This is a genomic window from Pseudomonas sp. P7759 (assembly GCF_013386445.1).
Taxonomy (GTDB): Bacteria; Pseudomonadota; Gammaproteobacteria; order Pseudomonadales; family Pseudomonadaceae; genus Aquipseudomonas; species Aquipseudomonas azotoformans_A.
In genome coordinates, this window is record NZ_JACART010000031.1 from 17,022 (window position 1) to 42,026 (window position 25,005).

At 58.6% G+C, this 25,005-nt stretch carries 30 protein-coding genes and 2 tRNA genes; 14 read left to right on the top strand and 18 right to left on the bottom strand.

The annotated features are described in order from the left end of the window. Positions 1 to 50: 50 nt before the first annotated feature. Complete coding sequence (gene infC, locus HX823_RS21955) at positions 51 to 602, bottom strand: translation initiation factor IF-3 (RefSeq protein ID WP_169850653.1); 552 nt, start codon at positions 600 to 602, stop codon at positions 51 to 53. Continuing rightward, the gene (thrS, locus tag HX823_RS21960) at positions 602 to 2,524 is read right to left on the bottom strand and encodes a threonine--tRNA ligase (RefSeq protein ID WP_177076673.1); all 1,923 of its coding nucleotides are present in this window, start codon (positions 2,522 to 2,524) and stop codon (positions 602 to 604) included. Before thrS ends, infC begins: the two co-directional genes overlap by 1 nt. 367 nt (positions 2,525 to 2,891) lie before the next feature. Between thrS and HX823_RS21965 the strand changes: the two genes are divergently transcribed. Then, positions 2,892 to 3,206, top strand: coding sequence for a hypothetical protein (locus HX823_RS21965; RefSeq protein ID WP_016978147.1), 315 nt, complete (start codon positions 2,892 to 2,894; stop codon positions 3,204 to 3,206). Positions 3,207 to 3,495: 289 nt separating this feature from the next. Then, the gene (locus tag HX823_RS21970; protein WP_003234260.1) at positions 3,496 to 3,708 is read left to right on the top strand and encodes a cold-shock protein; all 213 of its coding nucleotides are present in this window, start codon (positions 3,496 to 3,498) and stop codon (positions 3,706 to 3,708) included. A gap of 74 nt (positions 3,709 to 3,782) precedes the next feature. On the opposite strand, the gene HX823_RS21975 is transcribed toward HX823_RS21970, so the two are convergent. Together HX823_RS21975 and HX823_RS21980 are read right to left on the bottom strand one after the other, a co-directional pair. Beyond that, entirely contained in the window at positions 3,783 to 4,103 is a 321-nt protein-coding gene (locus tag HX823_RS21975) for an I78 family peptidase inhibitor (RefSeq protein ID WP_025857833.1), read from the bottom strand. 144 nt (positions 4,104 to 4,247) lie between these two features. Further along, positions 4,248 to 4,556 (bottom strand): hypothetical protein, encoded by a 309-nt coding sequence (locus HX823_RS21980; protein ID WP_038845714.1) that lies wholly within the window; start codon positions 4,554 to 4,556, stop codon positions 4,248 to 4,250. A gap of 170 nt (positions 4,557 to 4,726) precedes the next feature. Here HX823_RS21980 and HX823_RS21985 point away from each other — a divergent pair, with 170 nt between their 5' ends. Continuing rightward, on the top strand, positions 4,727 to 4,939 hold the full coding sequence (locus HX823_RS21985; RefSeq protein ID WP_010209115.1) for a hypothetical protein: 213 nt from the start codon (positions 4,727 to 4,729) through the stop codon (positions 4,937 to 4,939). A 33-nt stretch (positions 4,940 to 4,972) separates the two neighbouring features. Here HX823_RS21985 and HX823_RS21990 read toward each other — a convergent pair whose 3' ends face one another. The 7 genes from HX823_RS21990 to HX823_RS22020 are packed head-to-tail and all read right to left on the bottom strand — an operon-like array spanning position 4,973 to position 11,936. Then, a complete protein-coding gene (locus tag HX823_RS21990; protein ID WP_177076675.1) occupies positions 4,973 to 6,001 on the bottom strand; it encodes a nucleoside hydrolase in 1,029 nt (342 codons plus the stop codon). Between the two features lie 25 nt (positions 6,002 to 6,026). Continuing rightward, positions 6,027 to 6,431, bottom strand: a complete 405-nt coding sequence (rbsD, locus tag HX823_RS21995) for a D-ribose pyranase (RefSeq protein ID WP_016978152.1) — start codon at positions 6,429 to 6,431, stop codon at positions 6,027 to 6,029. Next, positions 6,428 to 7,345 (bottom strand): ribokinase, encoded by a 918-nt coding sequence (gene rbsK / locus HX823_RS22000; RefSeq protein WP_177076677.1) that lies wholly within the window; start codon positions 7,343 to 7,345, stop codon positions 6,428 to 6,430. The genes rbsD and rbsK overlap by 4 nt, the downstream gene beginning before the upstream one ends. A gap of 23 nt (positions 7,346 to 7,368) precedes the next feature. After that, positions 7,369 to 8,391 (bottom strand): LacI family DNA-binding transcriptional regulator, encoded by a 1,023-nt coding sequence (locus tag HX823_RS22005; protein WP_038845641.1) that lies wholly within the window; start codon positions 8,389 to 8,391, stop codon positions 7,369 to 7,371. A 3-nt stretch (positions 8,392 to 8,394) separates the two neighbouring features. Then, on the bottom strand, positions 8,395 to 9,372 hold the full coding sequence (locus HX823_RS22010) for an ABC transporter permease (protein ID WP_016978155.1): 978 nt from the start codon (positions 9,370 to 9,372) through the stop codon (positions 8,395 to 8,397). Next, positions 9,369 to 10,922, bottom strand: a complete 1,554-nt coding sequence (locus HX823_RS22015; protein WP_016978156.1) for a sugar ABC transporter ATP-binding protein — start codon at positions 10,920 to 10,922, stop codon at positions 9,369 to 9,371. Before HX823_RS22015 ends, HX823_RS22010 begins: the two co-directional genes overlap by 4 nt. A gap of 57 nt (positions 10,923 to 10,979) precedes the next feature. Beyond that, complete coding sequence (locus HX823_RS22020) at positions 10,980 to 11,936, bottom strand: sugar ABC transporter substrate-binding protein (RefSeq protein WP_010209103.1); 957 nt, start codon at positions 11,934 to 11,936, stop codon at positions 10,980 to 10,982. Positions 11,937 to 12,489: 553 nt separating this feature from the next. On the opposite strand from HX823_RS22020, the gene HX823_RS22025 reads away from it, so the two are divergent. From HX823_RS22025 to HX823_RS22035, 3 genes are all read left to right on the top strand, one after another. Beyond that, positions 12,490 to 13,578, top strand: a complete 1,089-nt coding sequence (locus HX823_RS22025) for an asparaginase (protein ID WP_177076679.1) — start codon at positions 12,490 to 12,492, stop codon at positions 13,576 to 13,578. A gap of 183 nt (positions 13,579 to 13,761) precedes the next feature. Beyond that, positions 13,762 to 14,013 carry a DUF1654 domain-containing protein gene (locus HX823_RS22030; RefSeq protein ID WP_038845635.1) on the top strand — a complete coding sequence of 84 codons (252 nt, stop codon included), beginning with the start codon at positions 13,762 to 13,764 and terminating at the stop codon, positions 14,011 to 14,013. A 4-nt stretch (positions 14,014 to 14,017) separates the two neighbouring features. Beyond that, on the top strand, positions 14,018 to 14,707 hold the full coding sequence (locus HX823_RS22035) for an endonuclease (protein WP_038845632.1): 690 nt from the start codon (positions 14,018 to 14,020) through the stop codon (positions 14,705 to 14,707). Positions 14,708 to 14,737: 30 nt separating this feature from the next. Here the strand turns inward: HX823_RS22035 and HX823_RS22040 are convergent, their stop codons facing one another. Then, complete coding sequence (locus tag HX823_RS22040; protein WP_038845629.1) at positions 14,738 to 15,103, bottom strand: hypothetical protein; 366 nt, start codon at positions 15,101 to 15,103, stop codon at positions 14,738 to 14,740. A gap of 262 nt (positions 15,104 to 15,365) precedes the next feature. On the opposite strand from HX823_RS22040, the gene csrA reads away from it, so the two are divergent. Together csrA and HX823_RS22050 are read left to right on the top strand one after the other, a co-directional pair. Next, a complete protein-coding gene (csrA, locus tag HX823_RS22045; RefSeq protein WP_003192511.1) occupies positions 15,366 to 15,560 on the top strand; it encodes a carbon storage regulator CsrA in 195 nt (64 codons plus the stop codon). Positions 15,561 to 15,771: 211 nt separating this feature from the next. Next, complete coding sequence (locus tag HX823_RS22050) at positions 15,772 to 16,011, top strand: hypothetical protein (protein WP_038845627.1); 240 nt, start codon at positions 15,772 to 15,774, stop codon at positions 16,009 to 16,011. Positions 16,012 to 16,078: 67 nt separating this feature from the next. Here the strand turns inward: HX823_RS22050 and HX823_RS22055 are convergent, their stop codons facing one another. Beyond that, a complete protein-coding gene (locus HX823_RS22055) occupies positions 16,079 to 16,756 on the bottom strand; it encodes an HAD family hydrolase (RefSeq protein WP_038845626.1) in 678 nt (225 codons plus the stop codon). Positions 16,757 to 16,963: 207 nt separating this feature from the next. On the opposite strand from HX823_RS22055, the gene HX823_RS22060 reads away from it, so the two are divergent. From HX823_RS22060 to HX823_RS22080, 5 genes are all read left to right on the top strand, one after another. Continuing rightward, positions 16,964 to 17,734: an alpha/beta fold hydrolase gene (locus HX823_RS22060; RefSeq protein ID WP_177076681.1), complete on the top strand. Its 771-nt coding sequence runs from the start codon at positions 16,964 to 16,966 to the stop codon at positions 17,732 to 17,734. A 111-nt stretch (positions 17,735 to 17,845) separates the two neighbouring features. Continuing rightward, positions 17,846 to 18,091 carry a DUF2790 domain-containing protein gene (locus HX823_RS22065; RefSeq protein WP_038845623.1) on the top strand — a complete coding sequence of 82 codons (246 nt, stop codon included), beginning with the start codon at positions 17,846 to 17,848 and terminating at the stop codon, positions 18,089 to 18,091. Positions 18,092 to 18,133: 42 nt separating this feature from the next. Then, complete coding sequence (locus HX823_RS22070) at positions 18,134 to 18,805, top strand: heavy metal response regulator transcription factor (RefSeq protein ID WP_038845621.1); 672 nt, start codon at positions 18,134 to 18,136, stop codon at positions 18,803 to 18,805. Next, a complete protein-coding gene (locus tag HX823_RS22075) occupies positions 18,802 to 20,202 on the top strand; it encodes a heavy metal sensor histidine kinase (RefSeq protein ID WP_177076683.1) in 1,401 nt (466 codons plus the stop codon). The genes HX823_RS22070 and HX823_RS22075 overlap by 4 nt, the downstream gene beginning before the upstream one ends. A gap of 125 nt (positions 20,203 to 20,327) precedes the next feature. After that, complete coding sequence (locus tag HX823_RS22080) at positions 20,328 to 20,552, top strand: hypothetical protein (protein WP_033901738.1); 225 nt, start codon at positions 20,328 to 20,330, stop codon at positions 20,550 to 20,552. Between the two features lie 15 nt (positions 20,553 to 20,567). Here the strand turns inward: HX823_RS22080 and pcp are convergent, their stop codons facing one another. The 4 genes from pcp to HX823_RS22100 all read right to left on the bottom strand — a co-directional run bounded on the left by pcp (position 20,568) and on the right by HX823_RS22100 (position 23,259). Beyond that, entirely contained in the window at positions 20,568 to 21,209 is a 642-nt protein-coding gene (gene pcp / locus HX823_RS22085) for a pyroglutamyl-peptidase I (protein WP_177076685.1), read from the bottom strand. A gap of 7 nt (positions 21,210 to 21,216) precedes the next feature. Continuing rightward, a complete protein-coding gene (locus HX823_RS22090) occupies positions 21,217 to 22,167 on the bottom strand; it encodes a DUF979 domain-containing protein (RefSeq protein ID WP_177076687.1) in 951 nt (316 codons plus the stop codon). Beyond that, a complete protein-coding gene (locus HX823_RS22095) occupies positions 22,164 to 22,880 on the bottom strand; it encodes a DUF969 domain-containing protein (RefSeq protein WP_177076689.1) in 717 nt (238 codons plus the stop codon). The genes HX823_RS22090 and HX823_RS22095 overlap by 4 nt, the downstream gene beginning before the upstream one ends. A gap of 302 nt (positions 22,881 to 23,182) precedes the next feature. Continuing rightward, a tRNA-Val gene (locus HX823_RS22100) sits at positions 23,183 to 23,259 on the bottom strand. Between the two features lie 184 nt (positions 23,260 to 23,443). Between HX823_RS22100 and HX823_RS22105 the strand changes: the two genes are divergently transcribed. Then, complete coding sequence (locus HX823_RS22105) at positions 23,444 to 24,727, top strand: FAD-binding oxidoreductase (protein WP_177076691.1); 1,284 nt, start codon at positions 23,444 to 23,446, stop codon at positions 24,725 to 24,727. Positions 24,728 to 24,884: 157 nt separating this feature from the next. Here the strand turns inward: HX823_RS22105 and HX823_RS22110 are convergent. Next, a tRNA-Asp gene (locus HX823_RS22110) sits at positions 24,885 to 24,961 on the bottom strand. Positions 24,962 to 25,005 lie beyond the last annotated feature (44 nt).

Here is a 25,005-nt window from a genome sequence, read left to right on the forward strand (position 1 = left end):
TCCGCATTCAGTTGATAAACATAATCAGAAGGCCTGCCGTGCCCTGTTGATTACTTCTTCTTTTTCGGGGCGATGACCATGATCAGCTGGCGTCCTTCCATCTTAGGATGCTGTTCAACGGAACCGTACTCCAGCAGGTCAGCTTCAACCCGCTTGAGGAGTTCCATGCCCAGCTCCTGGTGGGCCATCTCACGGCCGCGGAATCGCAAGGATACCTTGGCCCTGTCCCCATCACTCAGGAAACGTACCAGGTTGCGCAGTTTTACCTGGTAATCCCCTTCCTCCGTCCCTGGACGAAACTTGATTTCTTTTACTTGAATCTGCTTCTGGTTCTTCTTCGCCGCAGCAATCTGCTTCTTCTTTTCGAAGATCGACTTGCCGTAGTCCATCACCCGGCAAACAGGCGGGACTGCGTCGGCGGAGATTTCCACCAGGTCCAATTTGGACTCTTCAGCGATACGAAGCGCTTCATCAATCGAGACGATGCCAATCTGCTCGCCGTCAGCGCCAATTAACCGAACCTCGCGTGCCGAGATATTCTCGTTGATCGGGGCTTTCGGTGCAGCTCGTTTATCTTGTCTCATTTCACGCTTAATAATAATTACTCCGAATCTGGGCGACCACGCCGGGAAACCGCTTGCGCGAGGAACTCAGCGAACTGGGCGACGGGCATCGAGCCCAGGTCAGCACCTTCACGAGTACGCACAGCGACAGTCTGCATCTCGACTTCCCGATCTCCGATAACCAAAAGATAGGGAACCTTGAGCAAAGTATGCTCGCGGATTTTAAAGCCGATCTTTTCATTTCTCAAGTCGGACTTGGCACGAAACCCGCTTTCGTTGAGAGTTTTTTCAACTTCGGCGGCAAAATCTGCCTGTTTATCAGTGATATTCATGATCACTGCCTGGGTCGGAGCCAACCACGCAGGGAATGCACCCTCGTAGTGCTCGATCAGGATCCCGACGAACCGTTCGAACGAGCCGAGGATCGCCCGGTGCAGCATAACCGGGTGTTTACGGCTGTTGTCTTCGGACACGTATTCGGCGCCCAGACGGATCGGCAGGTTAAAATCGAGCTGCAGGGTACCACACTGCCAGACGCGGCCAAGGCAATCTTTCAGCGAGAACTCGATCTTCGGACCGTAGAACGCGCCTTCGCCCGGCTGCAGATCGTACGCAAGGCCCGCACTGTCGAGCGCAGCGGCCAGTGCAGCTTCGGCGCGATCCCACAGTTCGTCGGAGCCAACGCGTTTTTCCGGACGAGTGGACAGTTTCATCTCGACTTCGGTAAAGCCGAAATCGCGATAAACATCCATGGTCAGCTTGATGAACGCGGCGGATTCGGCCTGCATCTGCTCTTCGGTGCAGAAGATGTGGGCGTCATCCTGGGTGAAACCACGCACACGCATGATGCCGTGCAGCGCACCCGATGGCTCGTTACGGTGGCAGGCACCGAACTCAGCCAGGCGCATCGGCAACTCGCGGTAGCTCTTCAGGCCTTGGTTGAACACCTGCACGTGGCACGGGCAGTTCATCGGCTTGATGGCGTAGTCGCGGTTTTCCGACTGGGTGGTGAACATGTTGTCGGCGTAGTTGGCCCAGTGCCCGGATTTCTCCCAGAGGCTACGGTCAACAACCTGGGGCGTCTTGATCTCCAGGTAGCCGTTCTCACGCTGAACCTTGCGCATGTACTGCTCGAGCACCTGGTACAGGGTCCAACCGTTCGAGTGCCAGAACACCATACCCGGCGCTTCTTCCTGGAGGTGGAACAGGTTCAGGCGCTTGCCGATCTTGCGGTGGTCGCGCTTTTCGGCTTCTTCGATGCGCTGGATGTAGGCCGCCAGCTGCTTCTTGTCAGCCCAGGCGGTGCCGTAGATCCGCTGCAGTTGCTCGTTCTTCGCGTCGCCACGCCAGTAGGCGCCGGACAGCTTGGTCAGCTTGAACGATTTGAGGAAGCGCGTATTCGGCACGTGCGGGCCACGGCACATGTCGACATATTCTTCGTGGTAGTACAGGCCCATGGCCTGCTCTTCCGGCATGTCTTCCACCAGGCGCAGCTTGTAGTCTTCGCCACGGGCGGTGAACACGTCGATGACTTCGGCGCGCGGCGTGACTTTCTTGATCACGTCGTAGTCTTTTTCGATCAGCTGGTGCATGCGCTGTTCGATCGCAGCCAAGTCGTCCGGAGTAAAAGGACGCTCATAGGCGATGTCGTAATAGAAGCCTTCTTCGATGACCGGGCCGATCACCATTTTCGCAGTGGGATACAGTTGCTTGACCGCGTGGCCAATCAAGTGCGCGCAAGAGTGGCGAATGATCTCCAGCCCCTCTTGATCCTTGGGCGTGATGATTTGCAGGCTGGCATCGCTGGTGATCAGGTCGCTGGCGTCGACGAGCTTGCCGTCGACCTTGCCGGCCACGGTGGCCTTGGCCAGGCCTGCACCAATGGATGCGGCGACTTCGGCTACGGAAACCGAATGATCGAATGAACGTTGACTGCCGTCGGGAAGAGTAATAGTTGGCATGGCGCCTCCTCTCCTAGTGGTGACCCCTACCAAAGGTCACGTGGGTTGGGATGAGCCAGTACAAGATCCAATACCAGGCCGTTCAGTGATGAACGCCTGCCTTACAGCGGCAGGAGCCTTTCGGCCAACCGATAATCGAACCAGAGTGACTGGAGTGAGCTAAAAAGAACATGGCAAGGCGGCAATGGGCGCGCCTGGAAATAGCCAGGCCGAAGATGCTAGCACAGATGAACGGTCATCGTGCCGCCGCTATCTTGCGTAAATACAAATTCCGCCCTTTATAGCTGCAAAAGTGAACTTGGGCTGTACGCCAGCCCTCAAACCCTCCGAGAATCGCCGTTCGTCCTCGACCCAAAGGAGCATCCTCATGATGCGTTTTACCTCTACCCTCGCTCTCGCCGCTTCCCTGACCCTCCTCTCCCTGGGTGCACAAGCTGCTGCCCCGTCGAACTGGCCAGCCGGTGCTCGCGACAGTTTTGTCAGCGACTGCAGCGCCGCCGCCAGCCAGAACGTAGACGTCAAAACTGCCAAAGCCCATTGCGAATGTGGCGCAGACAAGATCAACGCTGAACTGAGCACTGCCGAAATCAAAGAACTCATGACGAACCAGAACGCCAGCCCGGAGCTTAAAAACAAAGCCGTCGCGGCTATTTCGTCCTGCAAAGTCGTGAAGAAAAAGTAAGATTTGCGGCTGATCACACAGCTGTTTTGCCGGAAAAATGGCCCGAAAACTGCCATTTCTCACAAATTACACAGGTTTTACGGCTTTTTTTACCAGCTGATATTTCGAGCTTAAGCCCCGTAAATCGGGGCTTTCAGCCGACCAAGGCACTAAACGCAACGCTATTGATTAGCAAACAATGCCTTGGGGGGGCTCCCAAGCCGAACATTTCGACTATGATAGCCCGGTGTGCCCAGTTGGCCTGAGCAGCACAGCACTACTGAAAATATATGTTTCTTGGAGATACACCATGTCTAATCGCCAAACCGGCACCGTTAAATGGTTCAACGATGAAAAAGGCTTCGGCTTCATCACTCCTCAAGGTGGCGGTGACGACCTGTTCGTACACTTCAAAGCTATCGAAAGCGACGGTTTCAAAAGCCTGAAAGAAGGCCAAACCGTTTCCTTCGTGGCTGAGAAAGGCCAAAAGGGTATGCAAGCTGCACAGGTTCGCGGCGAGTAATTCTCCGCTGAGCTAAAAAAAACCCCGTCCATGTGACGGGGTTTTTTATGGGCGCTGCAAAAGCCTGGAGCGACTTAGCCGCAATTGACTCGCGTGATCACCAGGTTGTCGTCAGTGTTCAGGTTCAAGCGGTCGGAGCGATACTCCAGGGTGATCATGTCGTTCGGCTTGAGGATGCGTGCGTTCTGCGCACCGGCACGGGTACGCGCCTGCTCCAGCAACTGGGGCGAAGCTTTCTGGCCGATGGTGAATTCGGCGGCCTTCGACTCACAGCGGCTATGACCGGCATCGGCCACGGCGGCGTCTTTGGCTGGCTCAGAGGCACCCGGGGTGCTGCAACCCGCCAACGCGAGTGCTGCCAACAAAGTACCGAATGATGCGAGCTTCCAAGGCATGAAGCCTCCTATGATAAAAAATGGACAGAGATCGTGCGACAGCGATTGGGCGGATTGGTTTCAAGACGTAAACCGCCGCCTGGGAAGTCTGCCTGACTCTCGACAGGCAATCGCCCGCTCAATCGTGACCAGATATGAACGAAATCAGTAGATATCGATGTAGTCAAATTCCGGCGTCGGCCAATTCTGTTTCAGCGCATTGAAAATCTGGGTGACCCAGACTTCGTCACTGGCAGCCACATTTCCCACGTATCCTGAGCCTTTTGCCCAAGTCTCCAGACGAAACAGCAGGTCGTCGATCTCTACACCGCCTACAAGCTTCCCAGAGGAGATATAAGCGATTCCAGCCTTGGTCACCCGCAACTGGGTATGTTCGTCGTCGCTGGCACTGGCGAGCAATTGGCGCACATTGGCCAATGTCAGGTTCTCGGGGTTGTTCAAATCGATCTGCACGTGGTGTCCCCGGCAATTAAACAGGCCGACAGTGTCGCACAGCGCTGCCGTCATTCCGAATCGCCTCATGCCTAAGTATCAGTGCCAAACGCGATACAAAATGGTTAACTGGCCCGGTAAGAACCGCGTTCCAGCGCACTGCCCAGTACTTTTAGCCTCGCGAGACCGTCATGACCACCGTAACGCTCCAAGCCGACATCAAAGCCAAGTGGCCCCAAGGGCAAAGCTCCTACAGCCCCGGCAGCCCCGAGGAATTGGCAATCATTGGTATCGACCTGCTGGTCAAGGAACTGGGCACGCAGGCGGCGCAAGCGTTCATCGGCCAGATATTCGAGAAATACCCGGCCGATCACATGGGGGCACACGACCCCGAGCGCGAATAAGAACCGGCCGGCGAGCGCCGACCGGTAAAGCCATTACTTCAGCCGTGCCAGGCGCTCGGTCAGCAGATCGAAGAAGCCCTGGGCGTCGCCATTCTCAACCCAGAACACATTCTTTTGCTGCTTCAGGCCGTCGTACCAATCGACGATGGTCTGGCCGAAGGTTGGACCTTCACGGCTATCCACCACCATATTGGCCTGACGCCCACTGAACAACGAAGGCTTGAGCAGGTAGGCGATAACGGTTGCGTCATGCACCGGGCCGCCAGGGATACCGTAGTGCTCCATGTCGCCCTTGACGTATTCGTTAAGAATATCGCCCACCACCTTGCTCGCGTTGTTCTTGATGTCAGCGATCTTTTTCAGGCGTGCTTCGCTGGTCAACACCTTGTGGGTGACATCCAGCGGCAGGTAGGTCAGCTTGACACCACTCTTGAGCACAATCTCGGCGGCCACCGGGTCGGCGAACAGGTTGAATTCCGCCACCGGGGTGATATTGCCGCCATTGAAGTGTGCACCGCCCATCACCACCACTTCCTTGATGCCTTGGGTGATTTCTGGTGCCTGGGTCAGTGCCAGTGCCAGGTTGGTCTGCGGGCCAAGCATGGCGATGGTGATGCTGTGCGGCTTGGCGGTGCTCAGGGTCTTGATCAGGTAGTCAACGGCATTGCCGTCCGCCAGACCCTTCTTGGGCTCATGTACGGTGACACCGGAAATACCTTCCTTGCCATGGATGTTCTCGGCGTAGATCGGCGTGCGCAGCAGCGGGGCTGGCGCACCGGCATACACTGGGATTTCCTCGCGCCCTGCCCACTCGCGGGCCAGGCGTGCGTTGCGAGAGGTTTTGTCCAGGCGCACGTTACCGGCGACGGTAGTCAGCGCGCGGATGTTCAGCTCATCCGGGGAAGCCATGGCGAACAGCAAGGCCACCACATCATCGGCGCCGGGGTCAGTGTCGATGATCAGGTCGATCTTTTCCGCCGCCTGGACGCTTGCAGCAGTGAGTGCGGACAAAAGCAGAACACTCCGGAACAGGTTTTTCAGGGTTGGGAGACCACGTTGCATAAAACACTCCTTGTCGTTGGGAACGCTAGAACGTTACGCCGGATACCAGCGCGATATTGCAGTAAGGCTGGCATTCGCCGGTGCGCACCACGGCGCGCGCCTTGCGGCTGAGCTGCTTGAATTCTTCATGGCTGACCAGCCGCCGCTCACCGAGTGCGGCCTGTTCTGTGAGCGTGTTGAGTTCGGCCAGCGCCGGCGGTTGCTTGAGCAGGATTTCTTCGGCCAGCACATGACTCTCCACCTGCATTTCACTGAGCACGATACGCAAGGTGCTGATGAAATCCGGGATGCCCTGGGTCAACGCCAGGTCAATCAGCTCGACGCCGGGCGGCACCGGCAGACCTGCATCGCCAATCACCAGAATGTCGCCATGCCCCAGCGAAGCGATGACACGCGACAGGGCGATATTAAGCAGAGGTGTCTTTTTCATGAGGGCACAAAACCTTGTACGTCGTGCAGCGTTGGAATAGAGGGTTGCGCGCCGGCACGGGTGACTGACAACGCTGCAGCGACCTGGCCAAAACGGATGGCCTCAGCCTCGCTTTTGCCGTTGGCCAGTGCCGCGGCGAAACCGCCGACAAAGGTGTCGCCCGCAGCCGTGGTGTCGACCGCCTTGACCTTCGGCGCCTGCAGGTGCTCGAAGCGCTGGCCGTCGGTAAACAACGCGCCCTGGGATCCCAGGGTGATGATCACTTTACCGGCTCCGGCCTGGATCAGTTGGGTCGCTGCCACCTTGGCGCTGTCAATCGAGTCGACCGTCACGCCGCTCAGTGCCGTGGCTTCGCTTTCATTGGGAATGAGGTAGTCGATCGACGCGTACCACTCAGCCGGCAATGGACCGCTGGCCGGAGCTGGATTTAGGATCACCGTCTTGCCTAGCTCACGGCCGCGCTGGAGGGTGTAGCCCACCGAATTCATCGGCACTTCCAGTTGGCAGACGATCACGTCGGCCGCTTGCAACACCGCGTCAAACGCCTGCAACGAGGCAGGCGTCAGTTCGCCGTTACTGCCGGCCACGATCACAATCGCGTTCTGGCTGCTGTCATCCACCACGATCAAGGCCACGCCACTGGAGCCCTCCACCGTACTGACGGCCTGACAATCAATGCCTTCCACCAGCAATGCGTCACGCAATTGGGTGCCATAGGCGTCCGTGCCCACACAGCCGATCATCGAAACCTCAGCGCCCAGCCGCGCCGAAGCGACCGCCTGGTTCGCGCCCTTCCCGCCAGGCACGGTGGAAAATGTCTGCCCGATGAGCGTTTCACCGGCACGCGGCAGCCGGCTGGCGCGGGTCACCAGGTCCATGTTCAAGCTGCCTACTACCACTACTTTTGCTGGCATACATCAGTACTCATCAATTCGGTTCAGCGGTATTGGGCGAATGTACCGGCGACGGGCGCCGTCGACTCACGCAATACAATGCTCGGCGTCACGATGCGTTGATCGATCGGCATGTGGGGTGTCGCAATTCTTCGCAGTAACAGCTCGGCCGCCGTCTCGCCCAGTTGCACGATCGACTGCCCGACCGTCGTCAATGCCGGGTAGACGTAACGGCCCATTTGAATGTCATCGAAACCGATCACTGACAGCTCGCCCGGCACGCGGATATTGCGCTCGGCTGCTGCGCGCAACACGCCGAAACCGATCATGTCGTTGCTGGCAAAAATCGCGCTGGGCGGATTGTGCGCCAATAACTGGACAGCGGCGGCATACCCGCCTGTGCTGGTGAAGTCGCTTTCCTGGGTGCGATTGTCTGCCACTGCCACGCCAGCCTCATGCAGCGCGCGGTGATACCCCGCCAGACGCATCTGCGCGACACGAGTATGGGCCGGACCACCGATGCAGGCGATGTCTCGGTGGCCCAGTTCGAGCAAGTGCCGGGTCGCCAGGTAGGCGCCCTCCTCATGGTCGATACGCACCAGGTCCACGTCAATGCCATCCAGCGCCCGGTCAACAATCACCATGGGCGTACGCACCGCGCTCAAACCGGCGGCAAGACCGCTGTCGTCGCCGCCCACCGAGGTCACGATCAAGCCGTCGATGCGTTTTTCCAACAACACGCGCAAATAGTTGCGCTGTTTTTCGGCGTTGTCGTCGGAATTGCAAAGAATCACGCAGTAGCCATTACGCTCACAGTAATCCTCGATACCTCGGGCCAATTCCGCGAAATACGGGTTGAGACTGTTGGGCACCAGCAAACCGATGGTGGCCGTGGTCTTGGCCTTGAGCGAACGCGCGACGGCGCTGGGCACGTAGTCGAGCTGTTTGATCGCCGCTTCGACCTTGATACGTACCGGCTCGCTGACCGGGCGCGTCTTGTTCACCACATGGGACACCGTGGTGTAGGAAATACCTGCAAGCGCCGCCACATCCTTGATCGTTGCCATGGCTCAGCCTCGCCGACTGGCGCGCTGGCTGCGGTAGGTATCGAGGACCACGGCAATCACGATCACGGCACCGGTAATGATGCGTTTCGTGGGCTCCGTGGCACCGATCTGCGCCAGGCCGGCGGCCAATACCGAAATAATCAATACACCAAAAAAGGTACTGATCACCGAGCCGCGCCCGCCCATCAGGCTGGTGCCGCCGATCACCACTGCGGCGATCACTTGCAGCTCCAGACCGGAGCCCGCATTCGGGTCCGCGGCTTCCAGGCGCGAAATCTGGAACAGTGCGGCCACACCAGCCAGCAGGCCCATAAGGCTGAACACCAGAATCTTGTAGGGCTTGGGATTGATCCCCGCCAGGCGTACGGCCTCTTCGTTGGTGCCGATACCGATCAGATAACGACCAAACACGGTACGCGTCAATACAAGCTGCGCGGCGATAATCACCAGCAAGGCAATGATGAACGACGGCGAGATGCCAAAGGCAATCGGGTTGGACAGCCAGGCAAATGAATCACCGATGTAGGCGGTGCGCGAGCCAGTCATCTGGTACGCCACGCCACGGGCCATTTCCAGCACACCGAGGGACACGATAAATGACGGAATGCGCCAGGCCACGGTGATCGAGCCGGTAATTGTACCGGCCAATGCCGCACAACCCATGCCCAGCAAGGCGGCCGGCAATACGCTCCAGCCCCAGCCAAGAATCGCCACGCTGACGGCCGACGCCGCCAGGGCCAGCACCGAGCCCACCGACAGGTCGATGCCGCCGATGATCAGGATAAAGGTCATGCCGACCGCCAGCACCATCAGGTCCGGAATCTGGTTGGCCAACGTGCTGAAGGTGTCGTAGGACAGGAAGTGGTCGCTGAGCACCGAGAACAGCGCGATCATCGCCAGCAAGGCGCCCGCCAGGCCCAGGTAGGTGCCCAGGCCGTAGAAGTTGCCGCCAGTCTTGCCGGGGGAAGTTGTGGTTTTCATGGGGTATCCCTAAGCACTGCGTCATTGAGCAGCGCATCACGTTTTTGATAGCCGGCAAAGGCGGCGGCGAGCAATTCGTCCTGGGTCCAGCTGTCGCGCTCGAAGGTCTCGATCAAGCGCCCGGCGGACAACACACCGATGCGGTCGCAAATCAGCATGAGTTCACGCAGGTCGCTGGACACCACCACCAGCGCTTTGCCCTGGCGGGTCAATTCGCCCAGCAAGGCATAAATATCGAATTTGGCACCGACGTCGATGCCACGGGTCGGCTCATCGAACAACATCACCGAGCAATCGCGCTCCAGCCACCGGCCAATCACCACCTTCTGCTGGTTACCACCGGACAACTCGGAAACCAACTGCGCCGGGCTGGAACTGCGGATGCGCATGGCATCGATCTGGCGCTTGGCCAATGCGGTTTCATTGCGGCTGTTGACCACGCCACCGCCGGAAATTTCCGGCATGTTACCCAGCGCGATATTGGCGCTGATGGACTGAGTCAGCAGCAAGCCTTCGCCCTTGCGGTCCTCGGTGATCAGGGCAATGCCGTGGCCCACCGCATCCACCGGCGAGCGAATGCTCACCACCTGGGCCGGCGAGCCGAGCGCCACGGTGCCGCTGTCGGCCAGGTCAGCACCGAAGATCAGGCGCAACAGTTCAGTACGACCGGCACCGATCAGGCCGGAAATGCCGTAGATCTCGCCCGCACGCACTTCAAAGGACACATCGCGGACCTTGTCCGAGCGGGTCAGGCCTTTCACCGTCAGGGCCGGGCCGCCAATGGTGCGCGGGCCCAGGTCGATGTGTTCGCCCAGCTCGCGACCGACCATCAAGGTGACCAATTGCTCACTGTTGTAGTTGGCCATCGGCTCGACACAGACCAGCTTGCCGTCGCGCAATACCGCAATGCGTTGGGCCACACGGGCCAGCTCTTCCAGCCGGTGTGAAATGTAGATGATCGCCACGCCCCGGGCCTGCAGGCGGGTGATTTGTTCAAACAGCATCTCGACTTCACGGGCGGTGAGCATGGCCGTGGGTTCGTCGAGGATCAGTACATGGCAGTCGCCGATCAGGTTACGGGCGATCTCGACCATTTGCTGATGGCCAATGCCCAGGCTGCCGACCAGAGTATCCGGGTCGATAGCATCCAGGCCGACCTGGGCCATGGCCTCGATCGCAGCCTTGCGCAGTTGCTTGCGGCTGATCCAGCCACAGTGGCTGGGCAGGTTATCCAGGAACAGGTTTTCGGCGACGGTCAGCGTCGGCAGCAGGTTGAGTTCCTGCATGACCATGCGCACGCCCAGCTCTTCGGCCTGGGTGCGGCTGCCGGGGCGGTAGTCCTGGCCATTGAACTGCATGTGCCCGGTGGTCGGCGTGACCAGCCCGCCGATGATCTTCGACAAGGTGCTTTTGCCTGCGCCGTTCTCACCGGTCAGCGCCAGCACTTCCCCGCGATTGAGCGTCAGGGTGATGTCGGACAGAACCGGCTGGGCATAGGTCTTGCCGATACCGCTGACCGAGAGGACAGCGTTCGGGGCGGAAGATGACATAGGAAAATCTCCAGGCGCCCGCTCAGGACGAGCGAGCGCTGTTGGGTACTGCCAGGATTACTTCTTGAGGACGAGTTCGACCGGGGTTTCGATCACGCCGTCCTTGGAGTCGACTTTCTCACCCTTGACCAGCTTGAGCGCGTTCTGGATACCGAACACAGCTTGCTGGGCAGCTGCCTGGTCAGCGGTCGCGAGTACGCGGCCGTCTTGCAGCATCGGCTTGATGGCTTCGATGTTGTCGTAGCCCACGACCAGCACTTTGCCAGCCTTGCCTGCCGCACGCACGGCGGAGACGGCGCCGAGGGCCATGTTGTCGTTACCGGCCAACAGCGCCTTGAGGTCCGGATATTCACTCAACATGGCGGAAGCGACCTTCTGGCCCTGGTCGATTTCCCAGTTGCCCGATTGAGTGGAGACGATCTTCATGCCGGCAGCGTCCATCGCATCCTTGTAGCCTGCGGTACGTTGCTGGGCGTTGGTGGTCGTCGGCACGCCTTCGATGATGCCGACCTTGTCACCCGAAGCCAGTTGCTTGGCCAGGTAGTCGCCCACCAGCTTGGAGCCTTTGCGGTTGTCCGGGCCTACGAACGGAATATCGAGGTTTTTGCTTTTGAGCACGTCCGGGTCCAGGCGGTTGTCGATGTTGACGACTTTGATACCGGCATCCGAAGCCTTCTTCAGCACGGTGACCAGCGCCTTGGAATCGGCGGGTGCGATGACGATGGCATTGACCTTGGCGAGGATCATCTGGTTGACGATATCGATCTGCGCGCTGGTATCGGTTTCGTTCTTGATCCCGTTGGTGATCATGTCGAAATCGGCGGCGTGTTCTTTCTGGTACGTCTTGGCACCGTCTTGCATGGTGACGAAGAATTCGTTGGCGAGGGATTTCATGACCAGGCCAACCTTGGGTTTGGCAGCGTCATCGGCAAATGCAGAGGAGAGAGGCAGGGCAGCGGATGCGGCGGCAAGCACAGCGACAGCAAGAAGGCGTCCAGCAAATGGCAGCTTCATGGGTTCACTCCGATCTTATGATTATTGTGAGCAACGCTTGCACCGAAGATCGCTTCGGCAGCCCTCCCACCCGGGTGGCTGATACGAGCTGTCACGATACTCAGGGAGCACCCCGTGAAACATCTCGCAAACGTTTGCGTTATTCAAACTATGAGAACCTTGTCGAGATTTGTCAACGGTTGAAAACAGCCTTTCATCCACCTCCTCCCTCGCGCCTGACGATAGACACCGTTAAACATCGCACGCTGCCGGTCGTTCTCTAAAACGACAGTCTGTGGCGCATTATTCATGCAAACCCCAAGGGTCGGCGCTCAACTTTTTCGGACAACCGAACGCAATAAGGTCCGATGTTCGGAAAGCCGGACGCCCACCTACCCACAACTCATCAAAATTCAAATTAAACTGTTATAAATCAATAGGTTATTTTATAACCTCGAACACAATCAGCCTGGTACAGATCCTGCTCTACCCCATCACCTCGTGGCATTCAGAACCGCCCGGGTGTTCTAGATGAACCTGCTACAGCACTCATCAAAAACCAGAGAGAAAAATAATGAAATCTGCACTGAAGAACTTTGTTCCGGGCGCGTTAGCCTTCCTGCTGCTGTTCCCCCTTGCCGCCCAGGCAAAGGAAGTTGAATCCAAGACCAAACTGTCCAACGTAGTGATCCTCGCCACCGGCGGCACCATTGCCGGCGCTGGCGCCAGTGCGGCCAACAGTGCCACCTACCAGGCGGCCAAAGTCGGTATCGAGCAATTGATTGCCGGTGTTCCTGAGCTTAGCCAGATCGCCAATGTGCGCGGCGAGCAAGTGATGCAAATTGCGTCCGAAAGCATCAACAATGAAAACCTGCTGCAACTGGGTCGCCGCGTCGCCGAACTGGCCGACAGCAAGGACGTGGACGGCATCGTGATCACCCACGGTACTGACACCCTGGAAGAAACCGCCTACTTCCTGAACCTGGTGGAAAAAACCGACAAGCCCATCGTGGTGGTCGGTTCCATGCGCCCAGGCACCGCCATGTCGGCAGACGGCATGCTTAACCTGTACAACGCCGTGGCCGTGGCAGGCAGCAAAGACGCGCGCGGCAAAGGCGTGCTGGTCACCATGAACGACGAGATCCAGTCGGGTCGCGACGTCAGCAAGATGATCAATATCAAGACCGAGGCGTTCAAGAGCCCATGGGGCCCGCTGGGCATGGTGGTTGAAGGCAAATCCTACTGGTTCCGCTTGCCAGCCAAGCGTCACACCATGGATTCGGAATTCGACATCAAAAGCATCAAGAGCCTGCCTGACGTTGAAATCGCCTATGGCTATGGCAACGTGAGCGACACTGCGGTCAAAGCCCTGGCCCAAGCTGGCGCGAAAGCCATCATCCATGCCGGCACTGGTAATGGCTCGGTGTCTTCCAAGGTCGTGCCTGCCCTGCAGGAACTGCGCAAGCAAGGCGTTCAGATCATCCGTTCTTCCCACGTGAATGCCGGTGGTTTCGTTCTGCGTAACGCCGAACAACCGGACGACAAGTACGACTGGGTGGCTGCACATGACCTGAACCCACAGAAAGCCCGCATCCTGGCGATGGTCGCCCTGACCAAGACCCAGGACAGCAAAGAGCTGCAACGGATGTTCTGGGAATATTGATTCCCGGTAACACCTCGGCAGGGGCGGTTCTATCCGCTCCTGCTCTCCCCCTCGTTTAAAACCCCTTCGCCCTACGCCAAATTACCCGATTTGCTGTCAGACGGACTTCTTGAAATCTAAGTAGTTGCGAAAACGCCTACAGTTAAATACTGTATGTGCGTACAGCTTATTAAGGAACACTCCGTGGCAAAGTCCTCTTCCGCAGCGCCAACCCCACCCGATGCCTACACACGCCTCGCCGTTCGCGTACAAAAGATCATCAATTCGACCAATGCCCAGAAAGCCAAGGCGGCGTTGATCTTCCGTTTGCCGGACGAGCCAGAGGATGAATGGGCGCGCTTGCTGGAGGAAATCGCCGAGAACGACAACGTCACCCTCGCCTATCGGGACGATGGTGGCGTGCAGATTTTCTGGGTTGTGCCGAAGGAAGATTGATTCAATGAGTGTTCGTTTTATCGCGGTGTGTTGCCTGTTTTTTGCCGTCACCGCTCACGCCCAGGCGCCCCGAACCTTCAGCGAAGCCAAGAAAGTCGCCTGGAAGCTCTACGCCCCACAATCCACCGAGTTTTATTGCGGCTGCAAGTACACCGGCAACCGTGTGGACTTGAAGGCCTGCGGCTACGTACCACGCAAAAACGCCAACCGCGCCGCGCGCATTGAGTGGGAACATATCGTTCCGGCCTGGCAGATCGGGCATCAGCGCCAGTGCTGGCAGGACGGTGGGCGCAAAAACTGCACACGCCGTGACGACGTGTTCAAGCGTGCCGAAGCCGACCTGCACAACCTGGTGCCGAGCATCGGCGAGGTCAATGGTGACCGTAACAACTTCAGTTTTGGTTGGCTGCCAGTGCAAAGCGGGCAGTACGGCTCCTGCCTGACCCAGGTGGATTTCAAGGCCAAGAAGGTCATGCCGCGCCCCTCCATTCGGGGAATGATCGCCCGCACGTATTTCTACATGAGCAAGCAGTACGGGTTGCGCCTGTCGAAACAGGACCGCCAACTGTACGAAGCCTGGAACAAGACCTACCCGGTGCAAACCTGGGAGCGTCAACGCAACCAGACCGTGGCCTGCGTGATGGGACGCGGCAATGAGTTCGTCGGGCCGGTGAATCTCAAAGCCTGCGGTTGAACGTGGGCGGTACTCCCGCCCACTCTGTCTTTACTGGGCGGCCTTGTGCTCGATGACCTCTGACACGGTGTCGGTTTTCTTGGCACGGGCCATTTTCTCGTTGAGCAGGGTCTGTTTGGCCTCGGCTTCCGCCTTGGTTGCGAACGGTCCCAGCAGGACTTCGTCCTTGCCATCCACTTTCACGATGTAAAAATTGAAACCATGCTCCAGCAGCCAGGCTGTAAGGTCGGTGATCGCCTGCAACTTGTGGTCCGGCGGGCCGACCCACACGTCCCATTCCTGGGCGGCAATCGCTCCGGTCTGGGGTTGGCTCTCGGTCACGGCAGGCTTGGGCTTGGGCGCCTCGACGCTTTTGCCTTCACCACAACCGGCCAATGCCAACACCGCAATTGCCATCGCTACTTTACGCACTGCCCTGCTCCTTCAAAGATAAAGAGGCGACTTTATCATTCACTGTCTATTCTGGCCGTCATAAACGTTGGCTTAAACAATGCGAATCATGTATCGCAGACCTGTATGATGCCGCCATGGGAATTAATGTCGCCTCTATGCGTCCTAAAAGAGGCAGTCACAGGGAAGCGCTTAGCAGTAAGCTACACACATCCGACACCTGCCCTGTCTGAAACATGTGTCCTTAAAAGTAATCAAGGAGAAGTCCATGCTTATACTCACCCGCAAAGTTGGTGAAAGCATAAACATCGGTGATGACATCACGATCACCATTCTGGGCGTAAGCGGCCAGCAAGTACGAATCGGCATCAACGCACCCAAGGATGTTGCCGTGCATCGCGAGGAGATCTACCAGCGCATCCAGGCCGGCCTGACTGCCCCGGATAAAAACCAGACGCCTTGAAGCGCCCTCAGTAGCCAGCCTTTTCGTTTACTGTAACGGCTGGCGAAAACTTCTTCGGACTGCTCTGATCGTTGTTGCGTGACTGACGGCGCCAATGTGTTCATCTTCATGGAAAGATGAAACTGTCTTCACGCCTGGAACTTGTTGTTTCATTCACGGCCGAATCTTCTGACTGACACTCAGCCATCCGTGTGCATTCTGGAGCACGACGATGAGGCCTATGACCGCACCACCCTTTGCCTACAGGTCCTGGATGATCGCTCTTTTGATAGGGTTGGTTTTCGTGGGGCTGGCCTATGGCCTGAGGTATTTAATTGAAGGCCCCGATAACGACGCCCCCCGCTCCTGGCTGGACCTGACGCTGCTGCTCGGCGGCTACTTGTTCCTGTTTTGCCTCAAACCTATCCAGAAAGCCGTTCAACGCAGGTTGTGCCGGCAAGCGACACGCTGATGTCGTGCCAGCTCGCAGGACCACAACATGATCTGGCGAGGACGCGCATAGTCGCAGCGCAGGGGTTTCAGGCTGCTCCGCTCTGCAAGTACAGCAAACTGTCCGCGTCGCACTGCACCCTCAGCTGCTCGTACCCCTCGATGGAAGGATGCTCGGTGAGCATGGGCGCGTGATGCGTCGACGTCACCACCATCACATCCGCCCCTGCTGCCTCTCCCGCACGAATGCCTACCGCTGCATCTTCAAACACCAGGCAGTCCTGCACAGGTACGCCCAGGCGTTGTGCCCCCAGCACGTAACAGGCGGGGTCTGGCTTGCCGACGGCAACATCTTCGGCGGTGACCAACACCGCCGGCGGCGTTATACCCGCCGCCTGCAGGCGACGCAGCGCCAACTCCCTGGGGGCCGACGTTACCAGCGCCCATTGATCGCCCGGCAGGTTGTTCAGGAACGTGACAGCACCGGGAATCGCGACAACGCCTTGCACGTCATTGATTTCCGCCTCGGTGATCCACTGTGACTCGACCTCAGGATCGACCCCAGGCAATGCCTGGCGCGTGATGGTGTCGATTGCGCGGGCACCGTGGATGGTCTTCAAGAACGCTGGCACATCCAAACCATGGCGCTGCGCCCAGATGCTCCACACGCGCTCCGCGGCAGCAATGGAGTTGAGCAACGTCCCATCCATATCAAACAGAAAGGCACGGTAACGGCGGTTGAACACGGCTGAACCTCGGTTGGACACTGCGTGGCTTCCTCTGGGGTGGTAACAAATGACGGGCCCGATGCAATCTACGGATCACCTCGCCTCTTGTAAACGCTAGGAACCTGGATTGCATTACAGGTTTGTAATGAAGCTGTAAGTCTTGCCAGCACCCTCACTTCATACAGTGGAGCCGTCAGTCACCCACATCGGATGACGTCACTTCCCACTGATGAAAAGGGTCCACCCATGAAACCTGCAAGCAAACTCTGCCTGATCGCCGCCAGCCTGCTGATGCTGGGCACCGGCACTGCCATGGCCGGCACCGTCGCGCCGGTCAAAGCCAATAACGTGGTGCTGGTACATGGCTCCTGGGCTGACGGCTCGAGCTGGTCCGAGGTGATTACCCGCCTGCAGGCAGCCGGGCTGCACGTCACTGCCGTGCAGAACCCGCTGACCTCAGTGGCCGACGATGTCGCCGCCACCAACCGCGTACTGGATCAACAAGACGGCCCTACCGTGCTGGTCGGCCACTCCTACGCCGGCACTGTGGTCAGCGACGCCGGAGTCAATCCGAAAGTCAGTTCGCTGGTCTACGTGGCCGCCCGGGCTCCAGATGCCAACGAAGACTTCGTCGCCCTCTCTGCCAAATACCCAACCATGCCGGTGCGCGCCGGCGTCGAAGACCATGACGGCTACCTCACCCTGAGCCAGGACGCCTTCCTCAAGTATTTCGCCGCCGATGTGGCGCACGCCAAGGCCATGGAACTGTACGCCGTGCAACAACCCATCACCAAGACCCTGTTCAGCGGCCGCACCGTCAATGCCGCCTGGCACACCAAGCCATCCTGGTACGCGGTGTCAGCGAATGACCAAACCATCAACCCGGACCTAGAGCGCTTCCTCGCCAAGCGCATGAACGCCAGCACCATCGAGCTGCCATCGAGCCATTTATCACTGGTGTCCCACGCCAAGGAAATCACGGATCTGATCCTCGAAGCCTCGGGCCGCCAGCCTTAAGCCTTGCATTACAAACTTGTCATCATCCTGTTGGTTGGCTGTTCGGGGCCCCTGGTTACTGTGAAGTCACTGCCATGACCTGGCAGCCAACCCGTTAAGAGAGATACCGCCATGAAACTGTTTATCCTCGGCTTTGCCGCTTTGCTCGCTACCGGCTCCGTGTTTGCCGCCGAACCCGTGATCCACGACAAAACCGGCTTCTTCGTCCATCTGGACGTGGCCAAAGTCTTGTCGAGCACCGACACCTATGGCCAATGCGGCATCGTCCCCGCACGCCTCAACTACCTCGACAGCCAAGGCCGCGAACACGTGTTGGACTATCAAGTGCAGGGCATCGGTTGCGCCAGTGACAATTGATCGGGCTACACTTGCGCCACGCATTGAGACAGGGCATTTCCCATGAACATCCTCGTAGTCGAAGACGAACCCAAGGCCGGCAATTACCTGCTCAATGGCCTGCAGGAACTGGGCTATTCCGTCAGCCTCGCCCGTGATGGCGTGGACGGCTTGCACCAAGCCCTGGAAACACCGTTCGACGTGATCGTGCTGGATGTGATGATGCCGAAAATGGACGGCTGGGAAGTGCTGCGCCGCCTGCGCAAGGAAGCCGACACACCGGTACTTTTTCTGACGGCCCGCGATGATATCGCCGACCGTATCAAGGGCCTCGAACTGGGCGCTGATGATTATCTGATCAAGCCGTTTTCCTTCGCCGAGCTGGTGGCACGCTTGCGTACCCTGACCCGTCGCGGCCCGAGCCGAGACGAGGAACAACTGCAGATCGCCGACCTGCAAATCGACGTACTGAAGCGCCGCGTGTCCCGCGCCGGCACGCGCATTACCCTGACCAATAAAGAGTTCGCCCTGCTGCACCTGTTCGCAACTCACCAGGACCAGGTGCTGTCGCGCTCACTGATCGCGTCGCGGGTATGGGATATGAACTTCGATAGCGACACCAATGTGGTCGACGTTGCCGTGCGGCGCCTGCGCTTGAAAATCGACGACCCGTTCCAGCTCAAGCTGATCCACAGCGTGCGCGGTATCGGCTACCGCTTCGATACCCAGCCATGAACAAACGTCGCCACTATTCCCTGACGCTGCGTCTGGCGCTGATCTTCGCCCTGCTTGCCTTCGCCTTGCTTGCTACCCTGGGTGTGGCGCTGTACCGCGAGCTGGAGCGAGAGTTGATCAAGCGGGACGATGCGGCCTTGATTTCCCGCGTCGACCAACTGCGCAACTTGCTCAATGACAGCAACACGGTCGACCTGATCAAAACCAAGCCGGAGTTGTTCCAAAACATGCTGGGCAACCGTGAATCGGTACTGAGCATCGCCGCGCCTGGGCAAAAACCATTGCTGACGGTCAATCCCGGTAACATCGACCTGCCTTCCGTTCCCCCGGTGCCCAAGAACCACGAGCTGACGTTTGCTGATGTGCACCACTTCCCCAGCATTAACGGTGTGCCGTTCGCGACCGTGGCCGCGTCCATCGACTCCGGCGACCTGGGCAGCCTGCAAGTCACTACGGGGCGCCTGATGACCGAGCGCACCGCCATGCTGGCCAGCTATCGCTTGAGCGTTTACATCCTGGCGAGCATCGCCGCAATCATCCTGGCGGTGGCCGGTTATCTGCTGGTGCATCGTGGACTTGTACCGTTACGTCGCCTGGCCCGGCACGCCCAAGGCATAGGCGTCGGCAACCTCGCCGAACGCCTCGACAGCCATGGCGCGCCAAAAGAACTGCTGCCGATGATTGACTCGTTCAACACCATGCTGGAGCGGCTGGCCAAGGGCTTTGTCCAACTGGGCCAAGTGTCTACCGACATGGCCCATGAACTGCGCACGCCCATCAATAACCTACTGGGAGAAACCCAGGTCGCCCTGCAACAGCACCGCAGCATCGAGAGCTACCAGCAGTTGCTGGCCTCCAATGTCGAAGAGCTTGAACGCCTGGCGCGGATGCTCGACAACATGCTGTTCCTGGCGCGCACCGACCCGGCCAGCGCACTGCGCCAGCGTCAGGAACTCAACGCCGCCGATGAAGTGGAACGCATCGCCGAGTACTTTGAAGGCTTGGCGGGAGATATGGATATCAGCATTCGTGCTGAAGGCGACGGGGTGATCTGGGCGGAGCCGATGCTACTGCGCAGGGCCCTGGCGAACCTGTGTGCCAACGCCATCAAATATGGGGCGCCGAGCACTGAGCTGGTGATACAGGCGACTCCCAATAACGGCGGCATTCATCTGAGCGTCAGCAACCACGGCGAGACCATCGCTGCCGAGCATCTGCCGCGACTGTTCGAACGTTTTTACCGGGTGGATGAATCACGAGAACGGTCAGCGCAATCCAATGGGCTGGGCTTGTCGATTGTGGCGACCATCATGCAGTTGCATAACGGGCAATACAGCGTGAGCAGTGAGGCAGGGGTGACGTGTTTTGATTTGTTCTTTCCGAAGCGGGAAGACTGAGCAGCCGCCCCCCGGTGTTATTTTGCAAAGGTTTGCCCCTTACCCCTGGACGAAAGCCACACTACTCTTACTCCCAACGGGCTCAAGGTAGAGCCGGCAACGGTAAAAACAAGGGAGATTCGGGAATGGAACTACGATTAGGTTTACTGGAAAAGGGGCTGGCTGAAATGAACGAGAAGCTGATCACCGTTTCGAGCAAGGCAGACGCCATGGATAAGCACTTTGCTTCCAAGGCAGACTTGGCAACCACTGAACTGAACCTTATCAAGTGGTACGTGGCGACCGCATTTGCAATGACTGGCCTGGCTTGCGCCATCACCTTCGGGCTCACCCGATTGTTTGCAATGTGAGGAGCGCTGGGCCGGTCAACTGACCTGCCCGCCCACTTCCACTACATCCACAGGTGTTTGCCACGCCGTCAGTACAGCCGCCTGCAATCCCGCAACCATTTTACCCAGCTCCATTGAAGGCCGCTGCGACCCCGTTACCTGCTCCGGCAGAAACGGTACATGAATAAAGCCACTGCGCACTTGCGACCCAGCGAGAGCATGCTGCAATAGATAAAAAACTTGGTTACACACAAAGGTCCCCGCCGTCTGCGAAACCGAGGCCGCGACTCCCGCTTCACGCACAGCCTTGACCATCGCCTTGATCGGCAGCGTCGTGAAGTAGGCCACCGGGCCGTCAGCCAGGACCGGCGTATCGACAGGCTGCTCGCCCAGGTTATCGGGGATACGCGCATCGTTGAGATTGATCGCTACCCGTTCGATGGAGATATCGCTACGACCGGGCCCCAGGCCAGTGGCGATCACCATCGCCGGATGCAATTCGTCGATCAGGCGGGTCAGGCCCCCACCCGCCGTGGCAAATGCGCAAGGCAATTGACGGGCAACAATCTGCACACCGGCCTCCAGCTGCACGCCGTCCAGTTGGCGCACAGCCTCCCAGGACGGATTAACCAAGTCTTTATCAAAGGGCTCAAAGCCCGTCAGCAATACGATTTGCATCCTGGCCTCACATCAACAGGTAGAGCAGCACAATATTGACCACCAACATCATCAACGCCGTGGGCAGTTGAGCCTTGATCACCGCGTTCTTGTCCGGCAGTTCCAGCAACGCAGCAGGCACGATATTGAAGTTGGCGGCCATCGGCGTCATCAATGTGCCGCAGTAGCCGGAGAACATGCCAATCGCCGCCATCACCGCTGGATTCCCGCCGTAGATACCCACCAGCACCGGCACGCCGACACCGCCCGTCATCACCGGGAACGCCGCAAAACCATTCCCCATGATCACCGTAAACAACGCCATGCCCAATACATAGACCATCACTGCCACCAACTTGAAATCCAGGTTGATGTAGGTGGTGGTGACATGCGCAACAGCCGTACCGACCCCAGCCTCATTAAACAGCAAGCCGAGCATCGCCAGCATTTGCGGAAGCACCATCGCCCAGCCAAGGGCTTCAGTGAGACGGCGGGATTCGCGCAAGGCTTGTACCGGCGTATCACGGGTGAGCCAGCAGGCCAGGCCAAGTGCGATCAAGCAGCCGATACCGAGGGAAACGAAGGTGGTGTTTTTCGGATCCAGCAGCGGCACACCGCCAATCTCGGTGTGCTTGAGCAGCACCGAGCCAATGACCGTGGTCAGTGGGATGGCGAGCGCAGGAATGAACAGCTTGTGGCCCAGGCGACCGGCACTGGCGCGAGAGGCCTTGTCATGCAGTTCGGCATGCTTGCCACGGCCGACGCCGCCCATGCCGGCAATCAATGCCATCACTACGACGCCAACGCCGATTGCCACCGATGGCAGGCGCTCACCGATCAGGAACGGAATAGCGAACAGCAACCAGAACAACGCACTGGACCAGCGCTTTGGATGAGTGCGGTCCATCAGGATCATGCCTGCGGTGATCAGCAGCAGAACGCCGGCCAGCCAGTACAGGTATTGAATGGAAATAATCATTGCGCGGCCTCCACTGGCGTAGCGGTAGGCGCCATCTCACGAGTGAGCCTTCGGTCAAACCGATGCAGACGGATCGCGTGAATGATGAAGGCGCAAATCGCCGTAGGAATGCCCCACACCGCAATATGCAGAGGCTCCACGTCAATTCCGGAACCGAGCAGGAAGGTGTGCATCAACGCGATGGCGCCAAAGGCAACAAAGATATCTTCGCCAAAAAATAGTCCGACGTTATCCGTCGCGGCGCACATGGCCAACACCTTGTGGCGCAGCTTGTCCGGCAGCTTGCCGTAGCGTTTTTCCGCCGCACCCTCGGCCATCGGTGCGAGCAACGGACGCACCATCTGTGGGTGCCCACCCAGACTGGTCAAGCCCATGGCGGCGGTGGATTCGCGTACAAACAGATAGATGATCAACAACCGCCCGACCGTGGCGCGTTCGAACCGTGCAATCCAGTTCTGCGCATGCAGGCGCAATCCGTGGCGCTCCAGCAGACCGATGACCGCCAGGGGCAACAACAGAATCAATTGCAGGGCACGGGTCTGAAGGAAGCCATCACCCATGGTGGCGAGGATTTTTTCCAGTGGGAAATGGGCAGCAAGCCCGGTGGCGATAGCGGCGGCGGTGACCACCAACAGAGGGTTGAATCGCAAGACAAAGCCAACCACGATCACAAGTACGCCGATCAACGGCCATAAGTTCACAACAGTTTGCATGACGGTAAGGTCCTTGGAATGCGCGATGCGGCGCCATGGGAGCAGGATGTGAACAAGGGGTTCACAGCAAGAAGTGGCGTGCGGTCGGCTCGGTTTTTTATTGTTGACCCGGAAGGTCGAGCGTCAGTGGCGGCAACTTTGCTGCCTGCGGGCGGGGGTGTCCAACAAGAAAAATTGTTGCTGCGAACCAATAAATTTTGTGGGTGGTGAGAGTTTTGCAAAAGTTTGCAAATCGCAGGCAACAAAAAAGGGCCCACCTTTCGGTGAGCCCTTCTAGACCGCCCAGCAGAGCGGATTTTGTTTGGTAGGCGCGATTGGACTCGAACCAACGACCCCCACCATGTCAAGGTGGTGCTCTAACCAACTGAGCTACGTGCCTGCTGTGAGGCGGCATTCTACGGAATTCCGGAGGGATGTCAACATCTTTTTTGCAGCTAACCCTATGAATATGCGAATTTTTTATTTGCGCGGAGCACACCCGTGGATTTCGGGTGGCTGGCAGGCAATTTTCAACTCAGGTAGGATCGACGCACTCGTAAAAAATATAAAACAGAGGTTCCAGGATGGCGAACACCCCCTACCCCCAGTCGTATTACGCTGCGTCCGCGAATGCCGTTCCGCCTCGCCCGGTGTTGCAAGGCGAAGTCGAAACCGATGTGTGCGTGATTGGCGCCGGCTACACCGGCCTGTCCAGCGCGCTGTTCCTGCTGGAGAACGGTTTTCGCGTGACAGTGCTGGAAGCCGCCAAGGTGGGGTTTGGCGCCTCGGGCCGCAACGGTGGGCAGATCGTCAACAGCTACAGCCGTGATATTGATGTGATCGAGCGCAGCGTTGGCCCCAAACAGGCACAACTGCTGGGAGAGATGGCGTTCGAAGGCGGGAGGATCATCCGCGAGCGCGTCGCCAAGTACCAGATCCCGTGCGACTTGAAGGACGGCGGTGTATTCGCAGCACTCAACAGCAAGCACATGGGCCACCTGGAGTCGCAGAAGCGCCTGTGGGAGCGCTACGGCCATACGCAGCTGGAGCTGCTGGACGAGCGACGTATCCGCGAAGTGGTGGCCTGCGACAACTATGTGGGCGGCTTGCTGGACATGAGCGGCGGCCACATCCACCCGCTCAACCTGGCACTCGGCGAAGCGGCGGCCGTGGAATCTTTGGGCGGCACAATCTACGAGCAATCGGCAGCCGTGCGAATCGAGCGCGGCGCCAACCCAGTGGTGCATACCGCCGAGGGCAAGGTCAGGGCCAAGTTCATTATCGTCGCGGGCAATGCCTACCTGGGCAACCTGGTGCCGGAGCTGGCAGCCAAGTCGATGCCCTGCGGCACGCAAGTGATCACTACCGCCCCGCTGGGTGACGAACTGGCAAAAACCCTGCTGCCGCAGGATTACTGCGTAGAAGACTGTAACTACCTACTCGACTACTACCGCCTCACCAGCGACAAGCGCCTGATTTTCGGCGGTGGCGTGGTGTATGGCGCGCGCGACCCGGCAAATATCGAGGCGATCATCCGTCCGAAGATGCTCAAGGCCTTCCCACAGCTCAAGGACGTAAAGATCGACTACGCCTGGACCGGCAATTTCCTGCTGACTCTGTCGCGCCTGCCGCAGGTGGGACGCCTGGGCGACAACATCTACTACTCACAGGGCTGCAGTGGCCATGGCGTCACGTATACGCACCTGGCCGGCAAGGTACTGGCGGAGGCACTCAGAGGCCAGGCAGAGCGTTTTGACGCGTTTGCCGACCTGCCGCACTACCCGTTCCCGGGCGGGCAACTGTTGCGTACGCCGTTCGCGGCAATGGGCGCCTGGTACTACGGGCTGCGGGACAAGCTGGGTTTCTGACAGCGCGATGGGCGCCGGCAAGCCGGCGCCCGTCATGAACCACCAAATCACAGACACAAAAAACCCCGGTCTTTCGACCAGGGTATTTGCTATCGGATCAAAGTAGCCAGAGGCTTGCTTTGCGCTTCAAGGCGTTCAGTGGGCCTTGAGGCAGATATGGCGCAGCGGACGGGACTCGAACCCGCGACCCCCGGCGTGACAGGCCGGTATTCTAACCGACTGAACTACCGCTGCGTATCGCTTGACGGGCTGAGCGTAAAACCCTCAACCGTCTTTAA

Coding starts and splice junctions, on each gene's coding strand:
- HX823_RS22015 (WP_016978156.1), bottom strand. CDS start 10,922: ATGTCATCTTCCGCCCCGAACGCTGTCCTCTCGGTCAGCGGTATCGGC.
- HX823_RS21975 (WP_025857833.1), bottom strand. CDS start 4,103: ATGCCTTGGAAGCTCGCATCATTCGGTACTTTGTTGGCAGCACTCGCG.
- HX823_RS22005 (WP_038845641.1), bottom strand. CDS start 8,391: ATGGCAACGATCAAGGATGTGGCGGCGCTTGCAGGTATTTCCTACACC.
- HX823_RS21970 (WP_003234260.1), top strand. CDS start 3,496: ATGTCTAATCGCCAAACCGGCACCGTTAAATGGTTCAACGATGAAAAA.
- HX823_RS22050 (WP_038845627.1), top strand. CDS start 15,772: ATGAGGCCTATGACCGCACCACCCTTTGCCTACAGGTCCTGGATGATC.
- HX823_RS22060 (WP_177076681.1), top strand. CDS start 16,964: ATGAAACCTGCAAGCAAACTCTGCCTGATCGCCGCCAGCCTGCTGATG.
- HX823_RS22025 (WP_177076679.1), top strand. CDS start 12,490: ATGAAATCTGCACTGAAGAACTTTGTTCCGGGCGCGTTAGCCTTCCTG.
- rbsK (WP_177076677.1), bottom strand. CDS start 7,345: ATGCCAGCAAAAGTAGTGGTAGTAGGCAGCTTGAACATGGACCTGGTG.
- rbsD (WP_016978152.1), bottom strand. CDS start 6,431: ATGAAAAAGACACCTCTGCTTAATATCGCCCTGTCGCGTGTCATCGCT.
- HX823_RS22065 (WP_038845623.1), top strand. CDS start 17,846: ATGAAACTGTTTATCCTCGGCTTTGCCGCTTTGCTCGCTACCGGCTCC.
- HX823_RS22095 (WP_177076689.1), bottom strand. CDS start 22,880: ATGCAAACTGTTGTGAACTTATGGCCGTTGATCGGCGTACTTGTGATC.
- HX823_RS22020 (WP_010209103.1), bottom strand. CDS start 11,936: ATGAAGCTGCCATTTGCTGGACGCCTTCTTGCTGTCGCTGTGCTTGCC.
- HX823_RS21965 (WP_016978147.1), top strand. CDS start 2,892: ATGATGCGTTTTACCTCTACCCTCGCTCTCGCCGCTTCCCTGACCCTC.
- HX823_RS21985 (WP_010209115.1), top strand. CDS start 4,727: ATGACCACCGTAACGCTCCAAGCCGACATCAAAGCCAAGTGGCCCCAA.
- HX823_RS22080 (WP_033901738.1), top strand. CDS start 20,328: ATGGAACTACGATTAGGTTTACTGGAAAAGGGGCTGGCTGAAATGAAC.
- thrS (WP_177076673.1), bottom strand. CDS start 2,524: ATGCCAACTATTACTCTTCCCGACGGCAGTCAACGTTCATTCGATCAT.
- HX823_RS22070 (WP_038845621.1), top strand. CDS start 18,134: ATGAACATCCTCGTAGTCGAAGACGAACCCAAGGCCGGCAATTACCTG.
- HX823_RS22090 (WP_177076687.1), bottom strand. CDS start 22,167: ATGATTATTTCCATTCAATACCTGTACTGGCTGGCCGGCGTTCTGCTG.
- HX823_RS22010 (WP_016978155.1), bottom strand. CDS start 9,372: ATGAAAACCACAACTTCCCCCGGCAAGACTGGCGGCAACTTCTACGGC.
- csrA (WP_003192511.1), top strand. CDS start 15,366: ATGCTTATACTCACCCGCAAAGTTGGTGAAAGCATAAACATCGGTGAT.
- HX823_RS21990 (WP_177076675.1), bottom strand. CDS start 6,001: ATGCAACGTGGTCTCCCAACCCTGAAAAACCTGTTCCGGAGTGTTCTG.
- HX823_RS22035 (WP_038845632.1), top strand. CDS start 14,018: ATGAGTGTTCGTTTTATCGCGGTGTGTTGCCTGTTTTTTGCCGTCACC.
- HX823_RS22040 (WP_038845629.1), bottom strand. CDS start 15,103: ATGGCAATTGCGGTGTTGGCATTGGCCGGTTGTGGTGAAGGCAAAAGC.
- HX823_RS22075 (WP_177076683.1), top strand. CDS start 18,802: ATGAACAAACGTCGCCACTATTCCCTGACGCTGCGTCTGGCGCTGATC.
- pcp (WP_177076685.1), bottom strand. CDS start 21,209: ATGCAAATCGTATTGCTGACGGGCTTTGAGCCCTTTGATAAAGACTTG.
- HX823_RS22105 (WP_177076691.1), top strand. CDS start 23,444: ATGGCGAACACCCCCTACCCCCAGTCGTATTACGCTGCGTCCGCGAAT.